Annotated in this window: 20 protein-coding genes and 1 pseudogene; 13 read left to right on the forward strand and 8 right to left on the reverse strand. The window is 53.0% G+C overall.

Going from position 1 to position 18,799, the window contains the following annotated elements:
* Positions 1 to 66: 66 nt before the first annotated feature.
* The gene (locus FN806_RS17720) at positions 67 to 966 is read left to right on the forward strand and encodes a sterol desaturase family protein (RefSeq protein ID WP_142639659.1); all 900 of its coding nucleotides are present in this window, start codon (positions 67 to 69) and stop codon (positions 964 to 966) included.
* Between the two features lie 150 nt (positions 967 to 1,116).
* Here FN806_RS17720 and FN806_RS17725 read toward each other — a convergent pair.
* Both FN806_RS17725 and FN806_RS17730 read right to left on the reverse strand, forming a co-directional pair.
* Positions 1,117 to 1,374 (reverse strand): annotated as a pseudogene (locus tag FN806_RS17725) (cation efflux transmembrane domain-containing protein); the annotation flags it as partial.
* Between the two features lie 280 nt (positions 1,375 to 1,654).
* Positions 1,655 to 2,890, reverse strand: coding sequence for an adenylate/guanylate cyclase domain-containing protein (locus tag FN806_RS17730; RefSeq protein WP_142639605.1), 1,236 nt, complete (start codon positions 2,888 to 2,890; stop codon positions 1,655 to 1,657).
* 659 nt (positions 2,891 to 3,549) lie between these two features.
* Here FN806_RS17730 and FN806_RS17735 point away from each other — a divergent pair.
* Positions 3,550 to 4,485 carry a hypothetical protein gene (locus FN806_RS17735; protein WP_142639607.1) on the forward strand — a complete coding sequence of 312 codons (936 nt, stop codon included), beginning with the start codon at positions 3,550 to 3,552 and terminating at the stop codon, positions 4,483 to 4,485.
* Between the two features lie 128 nt (positions 4,486 to 4,613).
* Here FN806_RS17735 and FN806_RS17740 read toward each other — a convergent pair whose 3' ends face one another.
* Complete coding sequence (locus FN806_RS17740) at positions 4,614 to 5,027, reverse strand: hypothetical protein (protein WP_142639609.1); 414 nt, start codon at positions 5,025 to 5,027, stop codon at positions 4,614 to 4,616.
* Positions 5,028 to 5,083: 56 nt separating this feature from the next.
* The gene (locus tag FN806_RS17745; protein ID WP_142639611.1) at positions 5,084 to 5,956 is read right to left on the reverse strand and encodes a bile acid:sodium symporter family protein; all 873 of its coding nucleotides are present in this window, start codon (positions 5,954 to 5,956) and stop codon (positions 5,084 to 5,086) included.
* 227 nt (positions 5,957 to 6,183) lie between these two features.
* Between FN806_RS17745 and FN806_RS17750 the strand changes: the two genes are divergently transcribed.
* The 4 genes from FN806_RS17750 (at position 6,184) to FN806_RS17765 (ending at position 9,430) form a co-directional block, all read left to right on the forward strand.
* On the forward strand, positions 6,184 to 7,161 hold the full coding sequence (locus FN806_RS17750; RefSeq protein ID WP_246097325.1) for an AraC family transcriptional regulator: 978 nt from the start codon (positions 6,184 to 6,186) through the stop codon (positions 7,159 to 7,161).
* A 161-nt stretch (positions 7,162 to 7,322) separates the two neighbouring features.
* Positions 7,323 to 8,189, forward strand: coding sequence for a cysteine hydrolase family protein (locus tag FN806_RS17755; RefSeq protein WP_058282012.1), 867 nt, complete (start codon positions 7,323 to 7,325; stop codon positions 8,187 to 8,189).
* Positions 8,190 to 8,237: 48 nt separating this feature from the next.
* Complete coding sequence (locus FN806_RS17760) at positions 8,238 to 8,723, forward strand: YHS domain-containing (seleno)protein (protein WP_142639615.1); 486 nt, start codon at positions 8,238 to 8,240, stop codon at positions 8,721 to 8,723.
* A gap of 137 nt (positions 8,724 to 8,860) precedes the next feature.
* The gene (locus FN806_RS17765) at positions 8,861 to 9,430 is read left to right on the forward strand and encodes a carboxymuconolactone decarboxylase family protein (protein WP_142639617.1); all 570 of its coding nucleotides are present in this window, start codon (positions 8,861 to 8,863) and stop codon (positions 9,428 to 9,430) included.
* A 19-nt stretch (positions 9,431 to 9,449) separates the two neighbouring features.
* Here FN806_RS17765 and FN806_RS17770 read toward each other — a convergent pair whose 3' ends face one another.
* Positions 9,450 to 10,415, reverse strand: coding sequence for a LysR family transcriptional regulator (locus FN806_RS17770; protein WP_246097326.1), 966 nt, complete (start codon positions 10,413 to 10,415; stop codon positions 9,450 to 9,452).
* Positions 10,416 to 10,497: 82 nt separating this feature from the next.
* On the opposite strand from FN806_RS17770, the gene FN806_RS17775 reads away from it, so the two are divergent.
* From FN806_RS17775 to FN806_RS17785, 3 genes are read left to right on the forward strand one after another with little or no spacing between them, the layout of a single operon-like run.
* Entirely contained in the window at positions 10,498 to 11,124 is a 627-nt protein-coding gene (locus FN806_RS17775) for a pyridoxamine 5'-phosphate oxidase family protein (RefSeq protein ID WP_142639619.1), read from the forward strand.
* A 60-nt stretch (positions 11,125 to 11,184) separates the two neighbouring features.
* The gene (locus FN806_RS17780; protein WP_142639621.1) at positions 11,185 to 12,165 is read left to right on the forward strand and encodes an alpha/beta fold hydrolase; all 981 of its coding nucleotides are present in this window, start codon (positions 11,185 to 11,187) and stop codon (positions 12,163 to 12,165) included.
* A gap of 18 nt (positions 12,166 to 12,183) precedes the next feature.
* Entirely contained in the window at positions 12,184 to 13,131 is a 948-nt protein-coding gene (locus tag FN806_RS17785; protein ID WP_246097328.1) for a PhzF family phenazine biosynthesis protein, read from the forward strand.
* 603 nt (positions 13,132 to 13,734) lie between these two features.
* Here FN806_RS17785 and FN806_RS17790 read toward each other — a convergent pair.
* The 3 genes from FN806_RS17790 to FN806_RS17800 are packed head-to-tail and all read right to left on the reverse strand — an operon-like array spanning position 13,735 to position 15,613.
* Entirely contained in the window at positions 13,735 to 14,271 is a 537-nt protein-coding gene (locus FN806_RS17790; RefSeq protein WP_142639623.1) for a hypothetical protein, read from the reverse strand.
* Entirely contained in the window at positions 14,255 to 15,037 is a 783-nt protein-coding gene (locus tag FN806_RS17795) for a hypothetical protein (RefSeq protein WP_246097329.1), read from the reverse strand. The genes FN806_RS17790 and FN806_RS17795 overlap by 17 nt, the downstream gene beginning before the upstream one ends.
* A 60-nt stretch (positions 15,038 to 15,097) precedes the next feature.
* Positions 15,098 to 15,613 (reverse strand): DUF805 domain-containing protein, encoded by a 516-nt coding sequence (locus FN806_RS17800; protein ID WP_142639625.1) that lies wholly within the window; start codon positions 15,611 to 15,613, stop codon positions 15,098 to 15,100.
* Between the two features lie 553 nt (positions 15,614 to 16,166).
* Between FN806_RS17800 and FN806_RS17805 the strand changes: the two genes are divergently transcribed.
* The 4 genes from FN806_RS17805 (at position 16,167) to FN806_RS20550 (ending at position 18,373) form a co-directional block, all read left to right on the forward strand.
* A complete protein-coding gene (locus tag FN806_RS17805) occupies positions 16,167 to 16,466 on the forward strand; it encodes a hypothetical protein (RefSeq protein ID WP_142639627.1) in 300 nt (99 codons plus the stop codon).
* Between the two features lie 363 nt (positions 16,467 to 16,829).
* On the forward strand, positions 16,830 to 17,129 hold the full coding sequence (locus FN806_RS17815; RefSeq protein ID WP_068337406.1) for a hypothetical protein: 300 nt from the start codon (positions 16,830 to 16,832) through the stop codon (positions 17,127 to 17,129).
* Positions 17,130 to 17,184: 55 nt separating this feature from the next.
* A complete protein-coding gene (locus FN806_RS17820; protein ID WP_142639629.1) occupies positions 17,185 to 17,799 on the forward strand; it encodes a hypothetical protein in 615 nt (204 codons plus the stop codon).
* A 400-nt stretch (positions 17,800 to 18,199) separates the two neighbouring features.
* Positions 18,200 to 18,373, forward strand: coding sequence for a hypothetical protein (locus tag FN806_RS20550; RefSeq protein ID WP_157054209.1), 174 nt, complete (start codon positions 18,200 to 18,202; stop codon positions 18,371 to 18,373).
* Positions 18,374 to 18,799 lie beyond the last annotated feature (426 nt).

Consider the following 18,799-nt stretch of genomic DNA (forward strand, 5'->3'; position numbering starts at 1 on the left):
TGGAACGGTCGTCGCCTAGAACAGCTTGCAATTCTATCGCGACGGAAACCCGAATAGTGGATGTCCATGTCCGACACAATCCTAGCTGCTGAACCAACTATCCGCATTATTGCCTTCCTATCCGTCCTGGCGGCGATGGCACTTTGGGAAGTGGCCGCACCCCGGCGAAGTCGGGATATTCCGCGCGTTATCCGATGGACAAACAACCTTGCGCTCGTGGTGCTCGACACCGCCATCCTGCGGCTGACCTTTCCAATCCTCGCAGTTGGTCTCGCAGCCATGGCCGAGGATCGCGGATGGGGGCTCTTCAATAACATCGAGGCGCCGGTTTGGGTTGCCATCGTGGTCTCCATGCTGCTTCTAGATCTCGCTATTTATCTTCAGCATGTGATGTTCCACGCCGTACCGGGGCTTTGGCGTCTGCACCGGATGCATCACGCCGACCTTGATTTTGACGCGACTACTGGCTTGCGTTTCCATCCGGTAGAAATCCTCATCTCGATGGGGATCAAGCTAGCGGTCGTAGCAACCTTGGGGCCGCCCGCTGTCGCCGTGCTCCTTTTCGAGGTGACCCTGAACGCTACCGCGCTCTTCAATCACGCAAACATTGAATTGCCGCGTCCGGTGGATCGAATTCTCAGATGGATCGTCGTCACTCCAGACATGCACCGAGTCCACCATTCAGTCGATCCAAGCGAGACCAACTCGAACTTTGGCTTTAATCTACCGTGGTGGGACCGACTTCTAGGCACTTACGTTGCGCAACCCAAGAAGGGGCACAAAAGCATGGAAATCGGCATCAAGCAGTTTCGCACACGCCGAGACCTCTGGCTCGACCGAATGCTGATTCAGCCGCTGCGCGGCCCGGCGAGCGGAGGTGCCCTCGACGCCGCGAGCCAACAGATGCGATCTTCATCTGTCTCGTCCGGGCAAACCAAGCTTGGCAATGACCAAATAGACCAATAGCGCTGAACCAAAGACTGCTTTGCCGCGCTTGAGTGTTATGCGCAAGGCTTTAAGCGTCGGCAGAAAAGTCCGCAAAGTGGACATACATCGCGATATTGCAAATGACCGCGTGGAGCCCATACCTGTGTAGTTTGCCCTCCGCAGCGAATGTCAGCTTGTCCCAGCTGTTCTATGCTCATGCGCTGCTTCCTCGTGCCGTTCCTCAAGAGCCTGACGAATGATCTGGTACGAAGATGACAAGAAGAGGCTTGCCATGATCGCAGCAACTATTAGGTCAGGCCAACCTGTTGCCGTGCCCCAGACGCCTAACGCGGCAATCATAACAGCTACGTTGCCGATGGCGTCGTTCCGCGAGCATAACCAGACTGATCGCACGTTGGCGTCTCCATCCTTGTAGCTAACAAGCAAGAATATGGCTCAAGTTCACTCGAGCGCTCGGCAATGGACCTCGCGATCAACGTCGTGGTGAGGTCCATAGCAACCTTCTAAGCCGTGGCCATGCCAATTGCCTTGATGGTGCCTGCCCATGCACCCTGACAATGCAATCACTATGACCAAGAATGCCGCTCTGCGCGGGTGCTTGATCCAACAGTTCTGTTCCATGTGCAAACCAACCTAGTAACAATCCGGCTACCTTTGCTTTGACGCAGGTCAACACCCCATTGCGGCAGCTTCCAAATAGCGGCAGTTAGTCTATCGTGAACAGCTCCTGTCTTTCAGCAACACCGCGCAATCTGTATTGCCCCAGGGAAACAAGACTTGGAATGGAGCCCGCCAAGTCACCCGCCACCTTGTCGGAAATAACAATGTTCTGATCAAGCGCACTGCACATACCTAAAATGCGCGAAGTTGTATTTACCGCTGGGCCGACCACTGTGAAATCTAAGCGAGACCTACCGCCAATATTGCCGTAAAGAACATCGCCTGCGTGCAACGAAAGAGTGAAGCCGGTCGTTGGCAAACCATCCGCTTGTCGTCGTTGGTTGAGTTCCTCAAAGGTATCTCGCAACTCCGCTGCCGCGTGAATTGCGAGCCGGCGCGCGTCCGGAACTTGATTGATATCGAAGATGGCAAGCATACCGTCTCCCATGAATTTCAGAACGTTACCGCCATTCCGTTCGACCACGTCAACAGCTTCTGCGAAGTAATCGTTTAGCAATTCTATGATTGAATCTCCCGGAAGCGCTTCTGATAATTTGGTAAATCCTTGCAAATCAAAATACCAAATCACCGCCGAAATCGTTTCGGATGAACCTCGTGTGATGTCCCCAGAAAGAACGCGCCTGCTGGCGTCTTTGCCCAAATAAGCGGCGGTTATGTCTTCAGCCATCAGCCTGTTTGCCCCACATTTTAGCGTCAGGCAAAGCGGAGATATCAGTTGACGCAAACCGTCAAGTTGCTGGCTCGTGAAGCCCCCGCTCACGTCGGTCGTCAATGAAATAATGGCACCTTCCTCGGCCTGCATTGGGTCAACAGGCATAGCGTTATCCTGTATAAGGAAGAACCGTTTAACAGCGAAGTAGTCTGTGGCACCGCGCTCGCGAAGTTCGTCGAAGATCGGAAAGTTGAGCGCGGGTTCTTCGACTGTCAGATCTTGTCTGATCTCTTCAACGTTGTTTGCCAAAAGATAATAAATTGGGCTTAGAACGTATTCCTCAGGCGCATCCGTTCTTCGGACAAAGTTCTCTCGCTCATGACCGCCATCCCTGTGCCAGCGAAAAGCGACAGTCCCAATCTCGGGATGATGAGCGCGAACAGTGATGTTTGCTCTTTGAAGCGGAATTCCTGCCGAAACAAGACGGTTGCAGAATGCTTCAAGCCAGAGCTCCACAGGCGCATTCTCTAAGCCCTGTTGAACCAGCCAATCTGCTATGTCCTGGATGGCGGCAGTCAGTTCCCAGTTTTGGACTAAAGGAGCTGCCATGATGTCCTCTTAATGAGCTATCTGAACAGTTGGCTCTTAGTCTAATTCACTTCAAGGACACATCAAATTCAATTCTCCCACTGCGCTTGCAGCCCTAAGGTATATGCTGATCTTGTGGCGTATTGCACGCGCGACACTTGGGCAATGGTCGCAATTCATCAGGAATTGCTGGCGATGTGAGCTGTGGCGCATACCGCAAGACTTTTGCGACTGAGCTCTGCGGGGTATCTGTGTGATCTGTCGGCGTTGAGGCAACCGAAATACTCAATCTTGCCACTCCAACCGATACAAGACGTGGTGACCGCGTAGACCTTTCAGAAGTCTGGGTTCAATTTCAGAGCAGCCTGATCAGATCATTTCAATCTTCGCCGTCGGATAAGCGCGGTATTTATTGAAGGTTTAGAGAGAGCTGGTTGGGCGCCCGTCGCCCAATAGCACAAGGCTGAGAATTCAATCAATGGATTACCCAATGGGCTTCTGTTGCCAAAAAATAGTGCAGACCGACTGCCTCCCATCGCAATACTATGCGAGCTGTTATGGCATTACACTGACCTGTTAAAAACTTGGGACCAGTGAAAATTCTCAGAATATTCAAAGGGTCTGCTTCGTATGGACTACAGTGAACTCACGACGAAGAGCCTCTAGTTGGAGGAGCAAGGGTGCCGACTAAGTTCGATGGAAGATTGCTCTCTTGGAGTACGGCGTTGGCAATATGTACAACAGCCGTACTCGTCATACTGCTCGGCGGTCAGGTCGTTGCGTTTGGTGGTATCGCGGCAGTCGGGGGTTATTCAGCTGGTTTTTTAGGGTCTGTCTTTTCTAGTCTTGTTTCTAACGCCAGAACGTTTGCGATGGTGCTGGTGAGCATACTGTTATGCACACTCTTCCCGCTTCAGTGGATCGCCTTTCTGTGTGGTTTTGTCTTGATTAGTTGGGCTGCTTTTGAAGGGTACAAGAACGGTGGTTTTGCGACAGTTCCTGCATTGAACGGATTGCTCTTGTACTTACTGATCCCACCCGACGAGCGTATTGCCGTTCATGTTTTGGTTTTTCTGGCCGCGGCAACAGTCGGTAGTTTGCTCAGCGCTTGGCTTAACTTGGCGGGTTCAGCAATACGATCTCCCATGACTTTCAAGGAAGCAATTTCTGTTTGGCTATTCTTAATTGTCGGCATGAGTCTAACGTCGTTTCTCGCTCACGTAATCGGAAACCAAAAATCCTATTGGCTTTCGTTGTTGTTCGTATTCCGCGTCTTGGCTCCACTTCAAAAAGTGCCTGATGCTGCATTGCGGTTTGGTGTTGGCGTGGCGCTTGGGTCTTTGGCAGCCCTATGTTTGGAGTTCAGCGGCTTGTCTCATCAAGGCCTATTGAACCTTGGGTTTGCTTCCGCTGTCATAGGCGTGCACAGAATAGGTGGTAACACGTTATGGACCGCGATGTTCTTTACTATTGCCACACTGTTGGTGACGGCCCCAACGCTTGAGTTTGCGGTCTTCCGAATAGAAGCGGCAGCAATGGTAGTCTTCGTAGTCGGAGGGCTATCATTCCTGATCAGTTGGTGTTGGGAACTGATCGAAAGTCGTTCCGAAAACTAAAACCGCAAATCTTCCCCCTTTTTTGATACCCCCAACATCTTCTTCGGAGAATGACCGCATGGCGGATGCGGGCAAATGGCCAAGAAGTCTTGTAGGTGCTCAAAGCTCTCCAGCGCGCCATATTCCAATCAGTTTTTTGATCTTAACCCTTGCTCTACTTCCGAGCCAGCGAAGCTTAGGCCCAGAATACTGAGAACATAGACTTCTGTTGCGACCTGTACGCAATACTGTGCAAAGTCAGCTTTCTGCGCATTTCTGTCATTGGGGCATCGATCAGCATCGGTCAAAGTGGGCTCGATGCGGCCATTCTCCGCGGCTTGCATGTTTGGCAGGTCCAGCCCAATCCGGACACTTAATCCAAGACTTTGCAATTCCGACTTGCGGACAAAACTGACCTTGGCGTCTACACCTTCGCTGACGCAGGATCCACCGCACTGGCAGCAACAGCTCTTCCCTTCAACAGGGAAAATCGCCAAAGCGGCCGTTCCACAACGGGCTTTGGAGCTCCTTGATCGCTCTTTGACCAGACGGCGCTCTGGCATGGAAACAAAGGGGCTTGGCTCAGCGCATAACCAAAGCTAGCGAATAGGCGTCAGGATCATGAAATTGGGCTTCTTCGCGCAAGCAGGGCGAAGACAGGCAACATTGTTACGATCCAGACCACGCTATAAATTGCGGATGGTATGGCATATTCGCTTAAACCATTGGTGTTAGGCAACAGCAAAGTGGCAATTGCGATTCCCAAAGCTCCGTTTTGAACGCCGGTCTCAATTGAAATCGTCTTCGCCTCGATGTCTGTGCATCCGAGCATCCCTGAACTCATGATGCCAATAAACGTGAGTGACGCACCTACAACAAAAAGTGCGGGTCCAAGCCTAAGGTAGTTATCCGCGACCACCACCCAGTTTGAAATGATAGCGCCTCCGATGACCATCGCAAAAAGTAGCATAGAGACCTTGCTAAAGATTGGTTCGACCGCAGCTACAATTCGCGGCGCCAAGGATCGCGCGATCACCCCGGCTAGGATCGGTGAAGCTGTTAAAAAAAACATTGCTAAAGCCGTCGAAGAAATGTCGATAGCGGGCGCAGTTGCTCCCATGAACATCTGCATCGAAAACCCCAGGATGAGCGGTACGGTAACGACACAAGTCAGACTGAAGACTGCTGTAAGAGTAACGGACAAAGCGACATCCCAATTCGAAAGCTTGGTCACGATGTTACTGATCACCCCGCCCGGACAGGCCGCTAAAATCATGATGCCAACGGCTGCCTCAGCGGAAATCCCAAAGATAAAAGTCACCATCAAAGCGATGCAAGGCAGCAAAATGATCTGGTTGAGAGCGCCGACGCAAAAGGCCCGTGGACGTCGTCCGATGCGTTGAAAGTCAGCCGCTGTGAGTCCGAGGCCAAGGCAGAACATGATGACAACAACTGCGAGCGGCAGCAGCACAGATATGAAAATTTCGCCCATCTACCATGACCTCTATGGCTGCATGCTTCCGCACGCTTTCGGACGATACCGTTCAGAAAACCTGATGACGAGTGTTATCAGTTTGGCGCATTTATCCTCAAGCGCCCGAAGATCGAGGCTGTCTCTATTTATTATACCTATCACAGGGTTGGACGATCTGGCGTGAAAGAGCTTTCCAGTGCTAATCTCACTGTATGGCAAGTGTAACTTACGCATTCGCCCGCGCGATGGCCAACGCCGCCGGGATGACGCTAAACGACGATGGCGCCCTGATTTCGAATGGCGCTGTCGTGCTGCGTCTACCAGAAGCTCAAGACGGCCAATTGGCGGATGATGCGTATTTCGATCTGATCGATTGGATTCGTACGCAACAAGCGGACGAGGCCGCGTTGGTTGAGGCCTATGCGAACGCGATTGCGACCGATGATCTCGGCGTCCTTGGCCTAGCCGTAAAGACAGCTCCGACCTTGCGGCAATCTTTGCAACGGATCGAGCGTTATTTTCGTCTCGTAACGGACACCGCAGTTTACAGACTTGATGAAACCGGCGATCCGGTCCTTTGGATTTTTGAGGGACAAACATCACATCGCGCTGCCTTGGAGCTGCGCAACGAATGCGCGCTTGCGGCCTTTGCGAGGAACATGCATCGGTTTGTGGGTGATGGGTTGTCGCTCGCATATGTCACGTTTCAGCATCCATGCAGACAAGAACCAGAGCGTTACGCCGAATATTTCGGGTGCCCGGTTCGATTTGGGAGCGCCCACAACGCCATTGCTATGCGCCCTGCTATGCTGGAAAGCGAAAATCGTCTTGGCGATCCGGGCTTGTCAGATTTCATGACGAAGCACCTGGATGAGGAGTTCAACTCTCGCGATGACGACACCTCACTGAGCCAAGCAATTGTCCACCGGCTTACACCGGCCCTGAGTAACGGCGCGCCGCAAGCAGCGCATGTCGCACAAGAGATGGGAATGAGCGAGCGCACGCTTTACCGCAGGTTGGCCGAGGAAGGGCTGACCTATCGCGACGTTCTTGGTCAGGCACAAGTTGCACTTGCTCGTGACCTGCTCCGTGACGGTAAGGCTTCCATAGCCGAGATCGCCTTTATGACCGGGTTTTCGGAACAGAGCACGTTCAGCCGCGCCTTCAAGCGCTGGGTTGGCCAGGCTCCAGCACGATTCAGGCAGCAAGCGACCTCCGACTAGGCACACACCTCAAGACCACATGGCAGGTTCGGCCAAAACCTTGGCAGGGCGGGCCGATACCTCAATCGATGTGGTGCATAACTTCTTCTTTGTCAGATCCACCTGGGGCGCTGCCGAGTAAAGCAAACCCATTTGCCCCTCTCAGACAAAGGAAATTTGCAATGAGCAATCATGACCACAAACATGGAGCAAGCTGCGCTTGCGACGTCACGCCCGAACGCGTTGATATGGCGCGCCGGCGACTCTTGCAACAAGCCGCCGGTGCGGCCGCGGCAGGTACAACAATAGTGGCTGGCGGGCAGGCCCTTGCCGCGACCGACGAAGCACGCGCCTACTATGCTGACCCGGAAAATCCAGGCCTTCCCCAAATCGACATGACCATCGAGCCGGGGCGTACTGCGCTTGTGGTGACCGACCCCCAGATTGATTTTTTGTCAGAGGACGGTGTGACGTGGGGCGTCGTTGGCGAAAGCGTGACCGAACAGGGCACGGTCGACAATATCGAACGGCTTTTCATTGCCGCCAAGGCTGCGGGGATGCCGGTCTTCATCTCGCCCCACTATTACTACCCACATGACCACAAATGGGAGTTCGAGGGCACTCTGGAAGCGACGATGCACAGCATCGGCATGTTTGACCGCCTGGGACCGCTCAATTTGGACAACTTCGAGGGCTCAGGTGCCGACTGGATGCCGCAATACAAGAAGTACATCGAGGATGGCGAAACCATCATTTGCTCGCCACACAAGGTTTACAGCCCTGCTCAGAATGACCTGAACCTGCAATTGCGTAAACGCAAGATCGACAAGGTGATCCTCGCGGGGATGTCGGCGAACCTGTGTACGCAGGCGCATCTCTACGAGCTGCTGGAGCTGGGCTACGAAGTCGCTGTCGTTCGCGATGCCACAGCCGGGGCCAAGGTGCCTGAAGGTGACGGGTATCTCGCCGCCATCATCAACTTCCGCATGGTCGCCAACGGCGTCTGGTGGACCGACGACGCGGTTGAGCGCATTGGCCAATCGGCCTGACCCAAATCGATCTTCAAATTTGATCCTAGCATCCTGAAAGGACATATCATGACACGCATCTTTACATTTCCCACGCTTACAACAGCGTTGACTCTCGCCCTGGCGGCGGCGGCATTGGCTGACGATGAATACAACGTTTCGAACAGTCTTACCTTGACTGGGCAGCCCCTCGGCATGCATGGCGTCGATCCTGTATCGATGTTTGAAGCCGAAATACCCGAAATGGGCAACGCCACTTTTACATCGGCCCATGATGGAGTGGACTACTATTTTGCGTCGCAGGCAGCGAAAGCCACATTCGAGGCGGATCCGACGGCACATCTGCCTCAATTCGGCGGGTTCTGCGCCTTTGGCGTCTATGTAGGCAAGAAGCTTGATGGCGATGTTCGGTATGCCGATATCGTGGACGACAAGCTCTATCTCTTTGTGAATGAAGAAATCTTCAAGAAGTACCTTGAGGACAAAGAGACCGTGATCCAAGGCGCCCATGCCAAGTGGGCAGACATCCACCACACGCCTGTCGGCAGCCTTTGATCGAGGAATTTGGTGGCTTTTGCCGGTCGGAGCCACCGCTGCCTCTCCCCTCCCCAAAAGGCCGGCATTTCTCCAAGACACCCTGTCCGCAATGACAATTCGCGTGTGTCGAAAACTCTTCCCAAAGGAAACCAGACATGACTGATTTTGAGACATATACAATCGCCTCAGCCCCTGATGCCGCGAAACCAATTCTGGAAGCATCGCTGAAAGGATATGGTTTTGTACCCAACCTTTATGCGGCCATGGCCGAAGCGCCCGCAATTTTGGAAGGCTATACGACACTTTCCAGCATCTTTGGAAAGACCAGCCTGTCAGAGACTGAGCGCCAGATCATCCTTATGACTAACAACCGGTTGAACGGGTGCAAGTACTGCATGGCCGCCCATACCACTCTTTCACAGATGGCCGGTGTCCCCGAAGACGTGATCGCAGCGTTACGCGATGGCAGCCCTATCGCCGACCCCAAATTGGAAGCACTGCGCAAATTCGCCATCGTGATCAACGAAAGCCGAGGCTGGCCCAGCGACGCACAGGTCGAAGCGTTTCTGACGGCTGGTTACACACGCCGATCTATGCTGGAAGTCATCCTCGGCACAGCGTTGAAAACCCTGTCGAACTATACGAACCATGTGGCGGAAACCGCGTTGGATGATGCCTTTGTGCCAAATGCATGGATCGCCTCGGTCGCGGCAGTGGCTGAATAGCGCGACGCCCGCCCATTTGTTAATCTTGCTTTTGGACCTGTGTTTGATTCCCGACAAGAAGGGGATCTGATTTTAGACGTCCGACAGCAAAGTCAACAAAGGTGCGCACCTTCGCAGACACGGTTCGTCCCTCTTGATGCACAAGATGGATGGGGACTTCGGGTGGTTCATACGACTTTAGAACAGTCTTGAGCCGCCCATCTGCAATGTAGGGTGCGACTTGATAGGACAGAAGCCGCCCGACACCATGACCTTGCAAGGCCAACTCGATCACAGCGTCATTTGTGTTCATGCTGATGCGTGGGCTCATGCGTTTGGTGACAGTCTTTCTGCCCCGTTGAAAATGCCATTGGGCCGATGCATTCAAGGCAGTTGAATTAATGATTGCATGGCAGGATAAATCATCGGGCGTATCTGGTTCGCCATATTGGTCAAGATATTTACGGGAAGCAAACGCGACCTGCCTCACAGTACCACACCTGACAGCCATCAAACTGGAATCAGCGAGGTTGCCAATTCTGATCCCGACGTCGAGACCCTCATCAATCAGATTGACCACTCGGTCCACATAGAGCGTGCGCGCTGAGAGCTTTGGATACAGATCCAGAAATTCGCCCAAAATTGGAGTGACGAACATACGGCCAAACAGGACTGATGCAGTAACACTAATTTCCCCGGTCGGTTCGGCATAGGAACCGACAGCGGCGCGCTCGGCCTCTTCAAGGTCAGCCAGAATACGTCTGGCATCCTCAAAAAACCTTTGCCCGCTATCAGTCAGCATCACTGAGCGCGTTGTGCGTACAAAAAGACGTAGCCCGAGGCTGTCCTCAAGCATAGAAACCATTCGGGTCACTGTCGGTGGTGACATGTTGAGGTCGCGGGCCGCAGCAGCGAAACCTTTTAGTTCGGCGACCTTCACAAAGACTTTTAACGCGTGAAATCTGTCCAAGATATTATTCCATATTTTTGAATAATATATTGCCAAGTATCCAAATTCCGCAACTTGAAAGCTCCAATTAACTTCACCTCAGTCCCAGGGCATCGCCCAGGCCGAGATGGAGAATTCAATGGCACGACCCTTTGCAGAGATCAGCTTCACGCCCTCCGTTCGCGAAACGCAGGCCAAAAACGGGTCAGCTAACGGCTACGCGAAGTTTCTGGACGGCACGCGTCAGGAGGACTCAATCAGCCCGGTCGAGGCCAGGTTCATCGGGCAAAGAGACGGCTTCTATCAGGCAACAGTCTCGGAAACCGGCTGGCCCTATGTACAATTTCGCGGTGGACCAGCGGGTTTTCTGAAAGTATTGGATGAACGGACACTTGCCTACGCCGATTTCCTCGGCAACCGGCAATATCTCAGCACTGGGAATCTGCTGGGCAATGACCGAATCTCGCTGATCCTGATGGATTATCCCAATCAGCGACGCCTCAAGATCTGGGGTCGGGCGAAACTCATTGATGCCAATGCCGATCCGGCGCTGATGCAACGCCTGAGTGAGCCGGGCTATCGCGCTCATCCTGAGCGGGCGATTGTGATCAAGCTTGAGGCGATGGACTGGAACTGCCCGCAGCACATCCCCCAACGCCCGACCCTTGAAGAATTTGAAGATTACCTCGTCCCGCTTCGCACTGAGCTGGAAGCACTGAAAGCTCGAAACGCAAGGCTCGAAGAGGCACTGGGTCAGCAAAACTGACCGATATCAAGCCCCGCGCGTTCAAGCACGCACGCCGTAACCTGAAGAAAGGAAACATCCATGTCGCGCAATCTGAAATCCGTCCTGAGCGCCAGCATTCTCGCACTTTCCATTGCTGCGCCATTTACACCGGCGCCAGCAATCGCCGCAGAGACTGGAATTGAAGCTAAGCAGGCTGTCAGCTTCCGCACGGAAGAAATCGGCGACATCGCTATCGCCTATCGTGAAGCAGGAGATCCAAACAGACCTACTGTCCTGCTGCTTCACGGCTTTCCGACCTCATCACATATGTTCCGCAACCTTATCCCTGAACTGGCCAAGCACTACCACGTGATCGCACCCGATTTTCCCGGATTTGGAGCGTCGGAGATGCCAAAGGCCGAAGGCTTCGAGTATTCCTTCGCGAATATCTCCGAAATGATGACATCGCTGCTCGACCGGAAGGGAGTCGAACAGTACTCGGTCTATTTGATGGACTATGGTGCCCCGGTTGGTTTCCGAATGTTTGCGGAACAGCCCGAGCGGGTAACCGGCTTCATCATTCAAAACGGGAATGCTTACGAGGAAGGGCTGCGCGAGTTCTGGGATCCAATCAAAGCCTATTGGGCCGAGCCATCGCAAGAGAACGGCGACCAGCTTCGTGGATTCCTCACTCTGGATGCAACCAAATGGCAGTTCACCCACGGCGTTAAAAAACCGGAACTGATCAGTCCCGACAATTATTGGCATGTCCAATACCTGCTCGACCGCGAAGGTAATCAAGAGGTGCAACTTGAACTCTTCCTAGACTACGGCACCAATGTTGCCGAGTACCCAAAATGGCAAGCGCTGTTTCGGAAGCATCAACCCCCGGCGCTACTGATGTGGGGTAAGAATGATCACATCTTTCCGGTCGAAGGCGCCTATCCCTATGAACGCGATCTGAATGATCTCGAGTTTCATCTGCTCGATACGGGTCACTTCGCGCTGGAAGAATATGGGCCCGAGATTGCGGCGCAAATGACCGCCTTTCTGAACCGCATCACCGCCGCCAGCAACTGACGTAAAACTGGCCGCACCATGCTCAAAGGTGCGGCCGACGCATGGAGAAAACCAATGAATACGCAAGCAAATACTGTCAGAAAGGTAACGGTTGAAATCGTACACGGCTTTGTCGACGGTGGCGCCGGTGGAAATCCCGCAGGCGTCGTCCTGGATGCTGATGAATTGGGCGAACAGGATATGCAAACCGTCGCGGCAAGGGTTGGATTGTCCGAAACGGCCTTTGTGTCGCAGTCCAAGACAGAGGGCTTCAAACTGGATTTCTTCACACCGAACAGGCGCATCGCTCATTGCGGTCATGCAACAATTGCCGCCTTCTCTCACCTTGACGCGCTGGGCCGGATTCCCAATCCCAACACCTCGAAGGAGACAGTTGATGGGCCAAGGCGCATACTAATGAAAGAGGGTGCCGCCTATATGGAACAGCTGGCCCCAAAATACGCGATACCAGAGGAATGGGTGGAAAAAGGTGTAAGCATCGACGATGTACTGAACTCCCTTGGGATCAACAGACATCATCTTGATCAGGAAATACCACCGGTTTTAGTCAATACCGGTAACAGTTTCATTGTCATCGGCCTCGCTGATGCCGATGGTCTTGCCAATGTGAAACCAGATTTTGCCAAAATCACGCAAATCAGCGAACGACTGGATTTGATCGGCTACTACGTCTTCACAAGAGACCCATCGGCGACCGACCGAGACGCTACAACCCGCATGTTTGCGCCCCGATACGCGATTGAGGAAGAAGCCGCGACGGGGATGGCTGCGGGGCCCTTAGCATGTGTATTGCACGACTTTGTCGTATCATCTCAACGATCATTTCAAATCGAACAAGGGGTGTTTATGAACCCGGCGAGTCCGAGCCTGATAAAAGTCGATCTGGAAATCGACAATGGAACAATCTCCGGCCTCTTGGCAGGTGGTTTCGGCAAGGTCATGTGCTCGCGTCGAATTAGTTTCTAGCGTTGCGCTCGCGGCGAATGGCTGGCTTGGCGGGCTGCACCGCAGCAACGACGCCCATCGGGCCACGTCCGAATTGGGCCGTCCGCTGAATTTTGCAAAGTCCGGATTCCTGCGCATCGCTGACCTTAAGCAATAGCACCCGCTTATCTTGTAGCCTACAGCCGCCATCTGAGAAAACTACGGCGGAAGTCCGCATTCCGCTCTTGACGTAGAGCATTTTTGTCCACTTTGGGTTGGAAGCGGCAAACTTCAAGCTTCACGGAGGCCACGTCTATGGCATGGGACCAACCAAAATTTGCGCTGTGCGCAATTAGCTTTGAATTCTAAATTCTGTGCGTGGCTTTTGCGCCCAATGTTTTGGGCCAAAGATGCAAATCTTTAGGCGAAATGCAAAGCTTTGGGCGCACCTACAAAAATTGTAGGGACGCTCATAACGATGCATTCCCAACATTGATTTCATTGAAGAAAATCTTGGAAGCTTGCCCATAACTCTGCGCAGCATTTGCGCATAACTTTGCACGATTTGCCCATAAGTTTGCGTGCCACAGAGAACCCATCGAACAAACCAGCTCCTATGGCTTATCTGCAATTCTCAAATGCAACTTATTCCCAATCGCCAGCAGACGAGCGCCACGTCTTAGCGTCCGCATCCCAAACACTGGCGGTGACGCAAGGCGTTGGGTTTATTCCATCGCAATTGGATCCATGAATATCTGCCACAACAACGCGTTGACGCCCAAAATCAACGACCTTCCAGCCTTGGTTAAGCAAGGAGTGCACCTCTTCACTAACCCAAAAGTGCGACATGCATCCGCCAGTACCGCAATAAAGAGATGCGGCGCTTGAACACGCGAATCCAAACTCATTAAGAACCCAGTCGTGTTGAAGATCTCCGTCGAGATCGACCCTTTCAACCGCGCCCCAGGCTATGTCAAACTGACCGTCGTTGAACTCCCCGCAGGCCTGTTCCGCCAGATCAACCTTTGCCCGCAAACCGGGCGGAAGTTGCGAAACATCAGCCGCAACAGCTGGTGAGGTCCAAGCAAGGCCCGAAGCAAGCACAATCCCGGCGACCAAACATTTCATCTGACGCGCTATTTGGAAAGCTGGTACGCAGGAGGTATCAATTGCACTGATCATACCTGTAGTCCCCATATTCCAGCCAGTTTTCCGAGCCGTCGCTAAAAATCAGAAACTCGGACCTGTCTTCCCCAAGCAGGGCGACGAAAAATCCGGTCGGCGGCTCAGAGTTTCCGAAGTAGCTGTAGGCGGTCATGGCTCTGATCGACTCGCCGTTGACCGTCACTCGCGCGTCCCACTCCCCCTCTGGATTGTCCAAAATTACGGGTTCGATCACGCGCTCTATCGCCCCGCCACCACAATAGACGATGCCTTCGGGTGCTTCGTAGGAGGCCCCCTGACCATCATCTGAATCGCACGCGGAACGAAGGGACCGAATTGCCGCGCCGGAACCTCTCAAGTCAAAGATACCATAGCTGATATCTTGATCAACCATCGACAAGTTTACCGATGCATTGGCCGCAAGCTGGTCTAGTACAAAACCATAGTCCTGCTGGCTATTGAAACTAACCTCGACAGGATAGTTGTCGACGATCTGCACGGCAGCGTTTTCTGCGCCAACCTGAAATGCCCCAACTTCGGTCGTTCCGTTCTTCAAAAAACGAATGGAAAGCCCTTGCTTGTCCACAATGTCCTGGCTGTCCTCATAACCAGCCGGAGCAAAGCGGATACGGTTACACTGAAGCTCCAGGGTCATGTTTCCGGTCTGAATAAATGCATTGGGATTAGGCCCGGAACTGAACGACCACTCCGCTGATGCTGTGGTCGCTCCTGCCATCAGTAGCATTCCAATGGAAATGGTTTTTAAGCTCATTTTTCTCTCCATTGAGTTACGGTTCGCACTGTCATTCGGCAGAGATTCCAGCCAATTGCCCGGACAGCCAGGTCAGGAAACAAGTTCGCCGTATTCGTTTGCGCCTTCTTCCGAAGGGCGCGTCAACCACCAGATCATCAGAATGGACAGAACCAATTGAAGAATTGAGACAACAACAATACCGGTCACGCCCAGGACGGCCGCAGGTCCTCGCAATGCATCGGGGTTTTCTGTCCCTTGCTCCAACACCGAGAAGAACGCCACCCCACCCAGCATAACAAAAAGCGTTGTAATGCTGAGCGCCATCGGCAGCAGCAAATACCAGCCAGGTCGTCCTGTATCATGCAGCCTCCGCCAACCGGCGGCCAGCATAGGTATGAGAACGGCTAGTTGGAAAACAGAGGACAGAACCCGAGATCCCTGCCCTGTTTCTGGGTCGGTCCCGAATAGGATCGTATCCAGCACAGCCAAACCAGCACTCACGAGAACCACAAACAAGAAGAACCACCAGTATTCTGAGCGAATAGCCCGACCGAAGAACTGGAAGTATTTCGAGAAACACGTTTTAACGGCTTCACCAAATCCCATTTTTCAATCCCTTCATTGTTTCTGTGCGGCCTCAAATCGCTTCGCCGCTCAGGGGAACACACTCGTAGCTCCCACTTACTTTTTTGTTTGAACGCAGAGGCCTATCGTACGAGAGCGTAGAGAAATTTACGCGCGGAAAAAAGTATTGATTTATTAAAAATTAGATTCAAACATGCGAATTCAACATAAGTTTACTTTACCTCCGTTGTTGTCGTTGCTGCTCGCTGTGCCGGCCCTTCCGACGGCTGGAGTGAGTGCTGGCGGTCGGAAGGCACTTTACAATGATTGAGCGTTGGGAGGACGCGATGCTTAGACTTAGTGTACTCGGCCTCCCTCCAGAATTCGCTCGAGCTTATGCCAGTGTCGTCATTAAGCCTTCACACGCTGTCGGCGGTTTCGGTTGTCAAAGAAATATCGCTCCGCCCCCCCCGCGACAAGTTGTTGGGAAGGGAAGTTACAGGGCCGAAGTATGTTTCATAGCCTGCTCTGACGCGAGAACTTCCAACAAGCCATCCAATTTCACTAATTTCAAGGGAACCAGAGGGAGAAGAAAATGTCTAACAAGATGGTGATGATTGCAGGCGCGACATGTTTCGCACTGCTTGCGGCCTGCGACGATACGAATACATCAAGCGCGTCCGCCGAGCTCACGCCGGCTCAGCAGGCGTGTTTGCGAGATGTAGCCAAAACAACGAACAATTCGCAAGTCGTGGTGCTCTCATCCGCGTTTAGCGAGGCGGGAACACAGGTCACAGTCGGCGTTGGCGAGGATCGTGCTCCTTGGAATTGCATAGCTTACAGTGATGGCGCGACAGCTGGTATCGAGTTCCTGGGCGACGAAGGCGCATTATGACTTGTCTGCTGCGTAGCCAATAACGGCTGCGCAGCACTGGCTTGATCTGCTGAGGCTCGACTTGGTTTGTAGAATAACCACCATCGTATTCGCGGTCCTGTACCTGTTGGCGTTGGTTGCGTTTTTGACGGGTACATTTGGCTGGTTTGGACAGGAACGAGACCCTTTGTCCGGGGTGTTTCTTTTGCCGTTGGGACTGCCTTGGATATTTGTTGCGGACTTAGTTTCGGAGTCCGCCAAGCCGTGGTTCGCGGCGATTGCACCGGCGCTCAACCTGTTAGCGCTGGTTTTGATTTGCAGTTGGGCACGCAGATTGCGCCAGTAGTGGTGGCTGAACTCTTTCTCACCAAAAGGGAGGAAAACATGGGAAAAGTAATCTTGGGAATTGTGATCGGGCTCGTCCTAGGCGTGGTTGGGGCGATGACCTTGGGTGGCGGGGCCGCGGTGGGTGTCGGCGTTGCGACAGGCTTGTCCGCCGGTGTCTGCACCACATTGAAAGGAGCACAAGCCGAGAACCTGATCACCGCCGAGCAAGCGGATCAGATCCTCAACCGCGTAAATTCCGAAATGGCGTCACTGCAAGGAATTGAAACGACGGGCGAGATCGTCGGCAGCGCACAGGCATGCGATGAATTTCTGTCAAAGTTACGAGAAGCGAAGTGAGGTTCCGCTTTGTAAGGAACAAATCTCTAAGGACAAGCCAACAGGGAACCATCTGATGAAACTCGTTTTATTCAAACTTCTCACGCCCATGTTCGCAATCGCGGGCGCAGCTGCCTTTGCAATGTCAGAAGCCGACGACGCGTGTATCGACCATTTGCGGCAGGTTGGTGGACCAGACGGTCAGTCCGGTACGATTGAAAGCTCAGAGTTCTCAGAAGCGGGCACGCTCGTCATGCTGCGAGATGCAGGTGGAACACTTTGGCGCTGCATCGCGTACAAGGATGGAAGCATCGGCGAGATGTCGGTTGTCGAAGCGATGGATGATGGCAGTGGAGCCATGGCAGGCGCCGCCGGGTCTACTGGTAGCCAACGTGTCAAATTTGATTCTGGTTCCACTGGCGCAGAACTTGTTGGTGAACTCGCGCCCGGAGCGTCGCAGCAATACGTTCTGGGTGCCAAAAACGAACAGTTCCTCTACGTTCGCGTTGCTCCGCGAAATGGCACCTTGGACTACGTTATTCGCAACCCCGATGGTTCTGAACTGTTGGGATTGATGTCGGTGGACAAGGAGTATCGAGGACAGCTTTGGCAATCTGGTGATCATGTTGTGGAGGTCATCAATCGCAGCAACTCTTCCGTCGGCTACAACGTAATTTTCGGAATTGAATAGGTGATCAATCAGAAACCCTGGAACACAAATCCAAAAAGCGAAGGAAAAACAGATGAAACCCAACGTCCTATTGGTGATCGGCACAGCGTGTATTACTGCGCTTGCAGCATGCGACGACAGTGGTGGATCAGTGGATGCAAGCGCACCAACTGTGGGCAGCTCTAGCGATCTTTCGTCATTTGAAGGGGCAAGAGCGGGCCAAGCTGAAATGGGTATTCAAAGTCTCGGGTTTGAACTCATCCGAAGCGAGGGGCTAACCTCGTACTGGTTTAACAAGGATACCGGTGCATGCGCTCGGATCACGACCTCCGAGGGAAGGTACTCAGATGTAGCTATGCTGCCATCAGGTGACTGCTGACAGACTTCCATCAATCCCAAATCTGAAAGAAGGTGTTCAAACTTGCAATTCGACCTGGCACACGCGGCGGTCATCGTTGTCGCCTTAATCATCACTAACCTGGCATTGAAATCGGCTGGCGTGATCAATGAAGAAAACAAGCACCAATGGAACTGGAAAGTTGTTCTAGCTTACTTCGTAGTCGTCGTTATCATCAATCTGGTGTGGCCCATTTAAAGTTTCACAGCGGAAAGCTAACTGCCCACTTGATATGGTTGTCGTGAACTAGCCTTTCCGAGAGACTATCAGGTCGCAAGAGTTTGAGCATCAAAGGTTCAAGTATAGAAAGGAGATGGCATGCGGTTTTTGGCGTCCCTCATATTCATTGGTGTTCTCGCAACCGCTGCGAATTCTGACGTGACCAGTCGAAATGGCGGTCCAAGCAACAGTCAAATGCTTTCAAAGGGTGGTGACGGAGGCATTGATGGTGTCGCTTTCTTTCGCCCAGTCTTAAGCGGAGTGTTGTATCGATCCGGTTTCAAGGGTGGCGACAAGGATCGAACTGGCCTAAGTGAGGGTCAACGCGAAACTCTGTGCGGTGAAGGGTTTTCAACCGGGTTTTATGCCGACTTTGGCAAAAACACTGAATACGGTCGCACCAGT

The organism is Ruegeria faecimaris (genome assembly GCF_900182615.1).
GTDB classification, from domain to species: Bacteria; Pseudomonadota; Alphaproteobacteria; order Rhodobacterales; family Rhodobacteraceae; genus Ruegeria; species Ruegeria faecimaris.

Excerpts from the sequence above, each read along its gene's own strand:
- FN806_RS17765 (WP_142639617.1), top strand. The coding sequence starts at position 8,861 with ATGACTGATTTTGAGACATATACAATCGCCTCAGCCCCTGATGCCGCG.
- FN806_RS17795 (WP_246097329.1), bottom strand. The coding sequence starts at position 15,037 with ATGGAGAGAAAAATGAGCTTAAAAACCATTTCCATTGGAATGCTACTG.
- FN806_RS17750 (WP_246097325.1), top strand. The coding sequence starts at position 6,184 with ATGGCCAACGCCGCCGGGATGACGCTAAACGACGATGGCGCCCTGATT.
- FN806_RS17820 (WP_142639629.1), top strand. The coding sequence starts at position 17,185 with ATGAAACTCGTTTTATTCAAACTTCTCACGCCCATGTTCGCAATCGCG.
- FN806_RS17785 (WP_246097328.1), top strand. The coding sequence starts at position 12,184 with ATGCTCAAAGGTGCGGCCGACGCATGGAGAAAACCAATGAATACGCAA.
- FN806_RS17720 (WP_142639659.1), top strand. The coding sequence starts at position 67 with ATGTCCGACACAATCCTAGCTGCTGAACCAACTATCCGCATTATTGCC.
- FN806_RS17730 (WP_142639605.1), bottom strand. The coding sequence starts at position 2,890 with ATGGCAGCTCCTTTAGTCCAAAACTGGGAACTGACTGCCGCCATCCAG.
- FN806_RS17800 (WP_142639625.1), bottom strand. The coding sequence starts at position 15,613 with ATGGGATTTGGTGAAGCCGTTAAAACGTGTTTCTCGAAATACTTCCAG.
- FN806_RS17760 (WP_142639615.1), top strand. The coding sequence starts at position 8,238 with ATGACACGCATCTTTACATTTCCCACGCTTACAACAGCGTTGACTCTC.
- FN806_RS17755 (WP_058282012.1), top strand. The coding sequence starts at position 7,323 with ATGAGCAATCATGACCACAAACATGGAGCAAGCTGCGCTTGCGACGTC.
- FN806_RS17790 (WP_142639623.1), bottom strand. The coding sequence starts at position 14,271 with ATGATCAGTGCAATTGATACCTCCTGCGTACCAGCTTTCCAAATAGCG.
- FN806_RS17780 (WP_142639621.1), top strand. The coding sequence starts at position 11,185 with ATGTCGCGCAATCTGAAATCCGTCCTGAGCGCCAGCATTCTCGCACTT.
- FN806_RS17815 (WP_068337406.1), top strand. The coding sequence starts at position 16,830 with ATGGGAAAAGTAATCTTGGGAATTGTGATCGGGCTCGTCCTAGGCGTG.
- FN806_RS17775 (WP_142639619.1), top strand. The coding sequence starts at position 10,498 with ATGGCACGACCCTTTGCAGAGATCAGCTTCACGCCCTCCGTTCGCGAA.
- FN806_RS17745 (WP_142639611.1), bottom strand. The coding sequence starts at position 5,956 with ATGGGCGAAATTTTCATATCTGTGCTGCTGCCGCTCGCAGTTGTTGTC.
- FN806_RS17805 (WP_142639627.1), top strand. The coding sequence starts at position 16,167 with ATGTCTAACAAGATGGTGATGATTGCAGGCGCGACATGTTTCGCACTG.
- FN806_RS17740 (WP_142639609.1), bottom strand. The coding sequence starts at position 5,027 with ATGCCAGAGCGCCGTCTGGTCAAAGAGCGATCAAGGAGCTCCAAAGCC.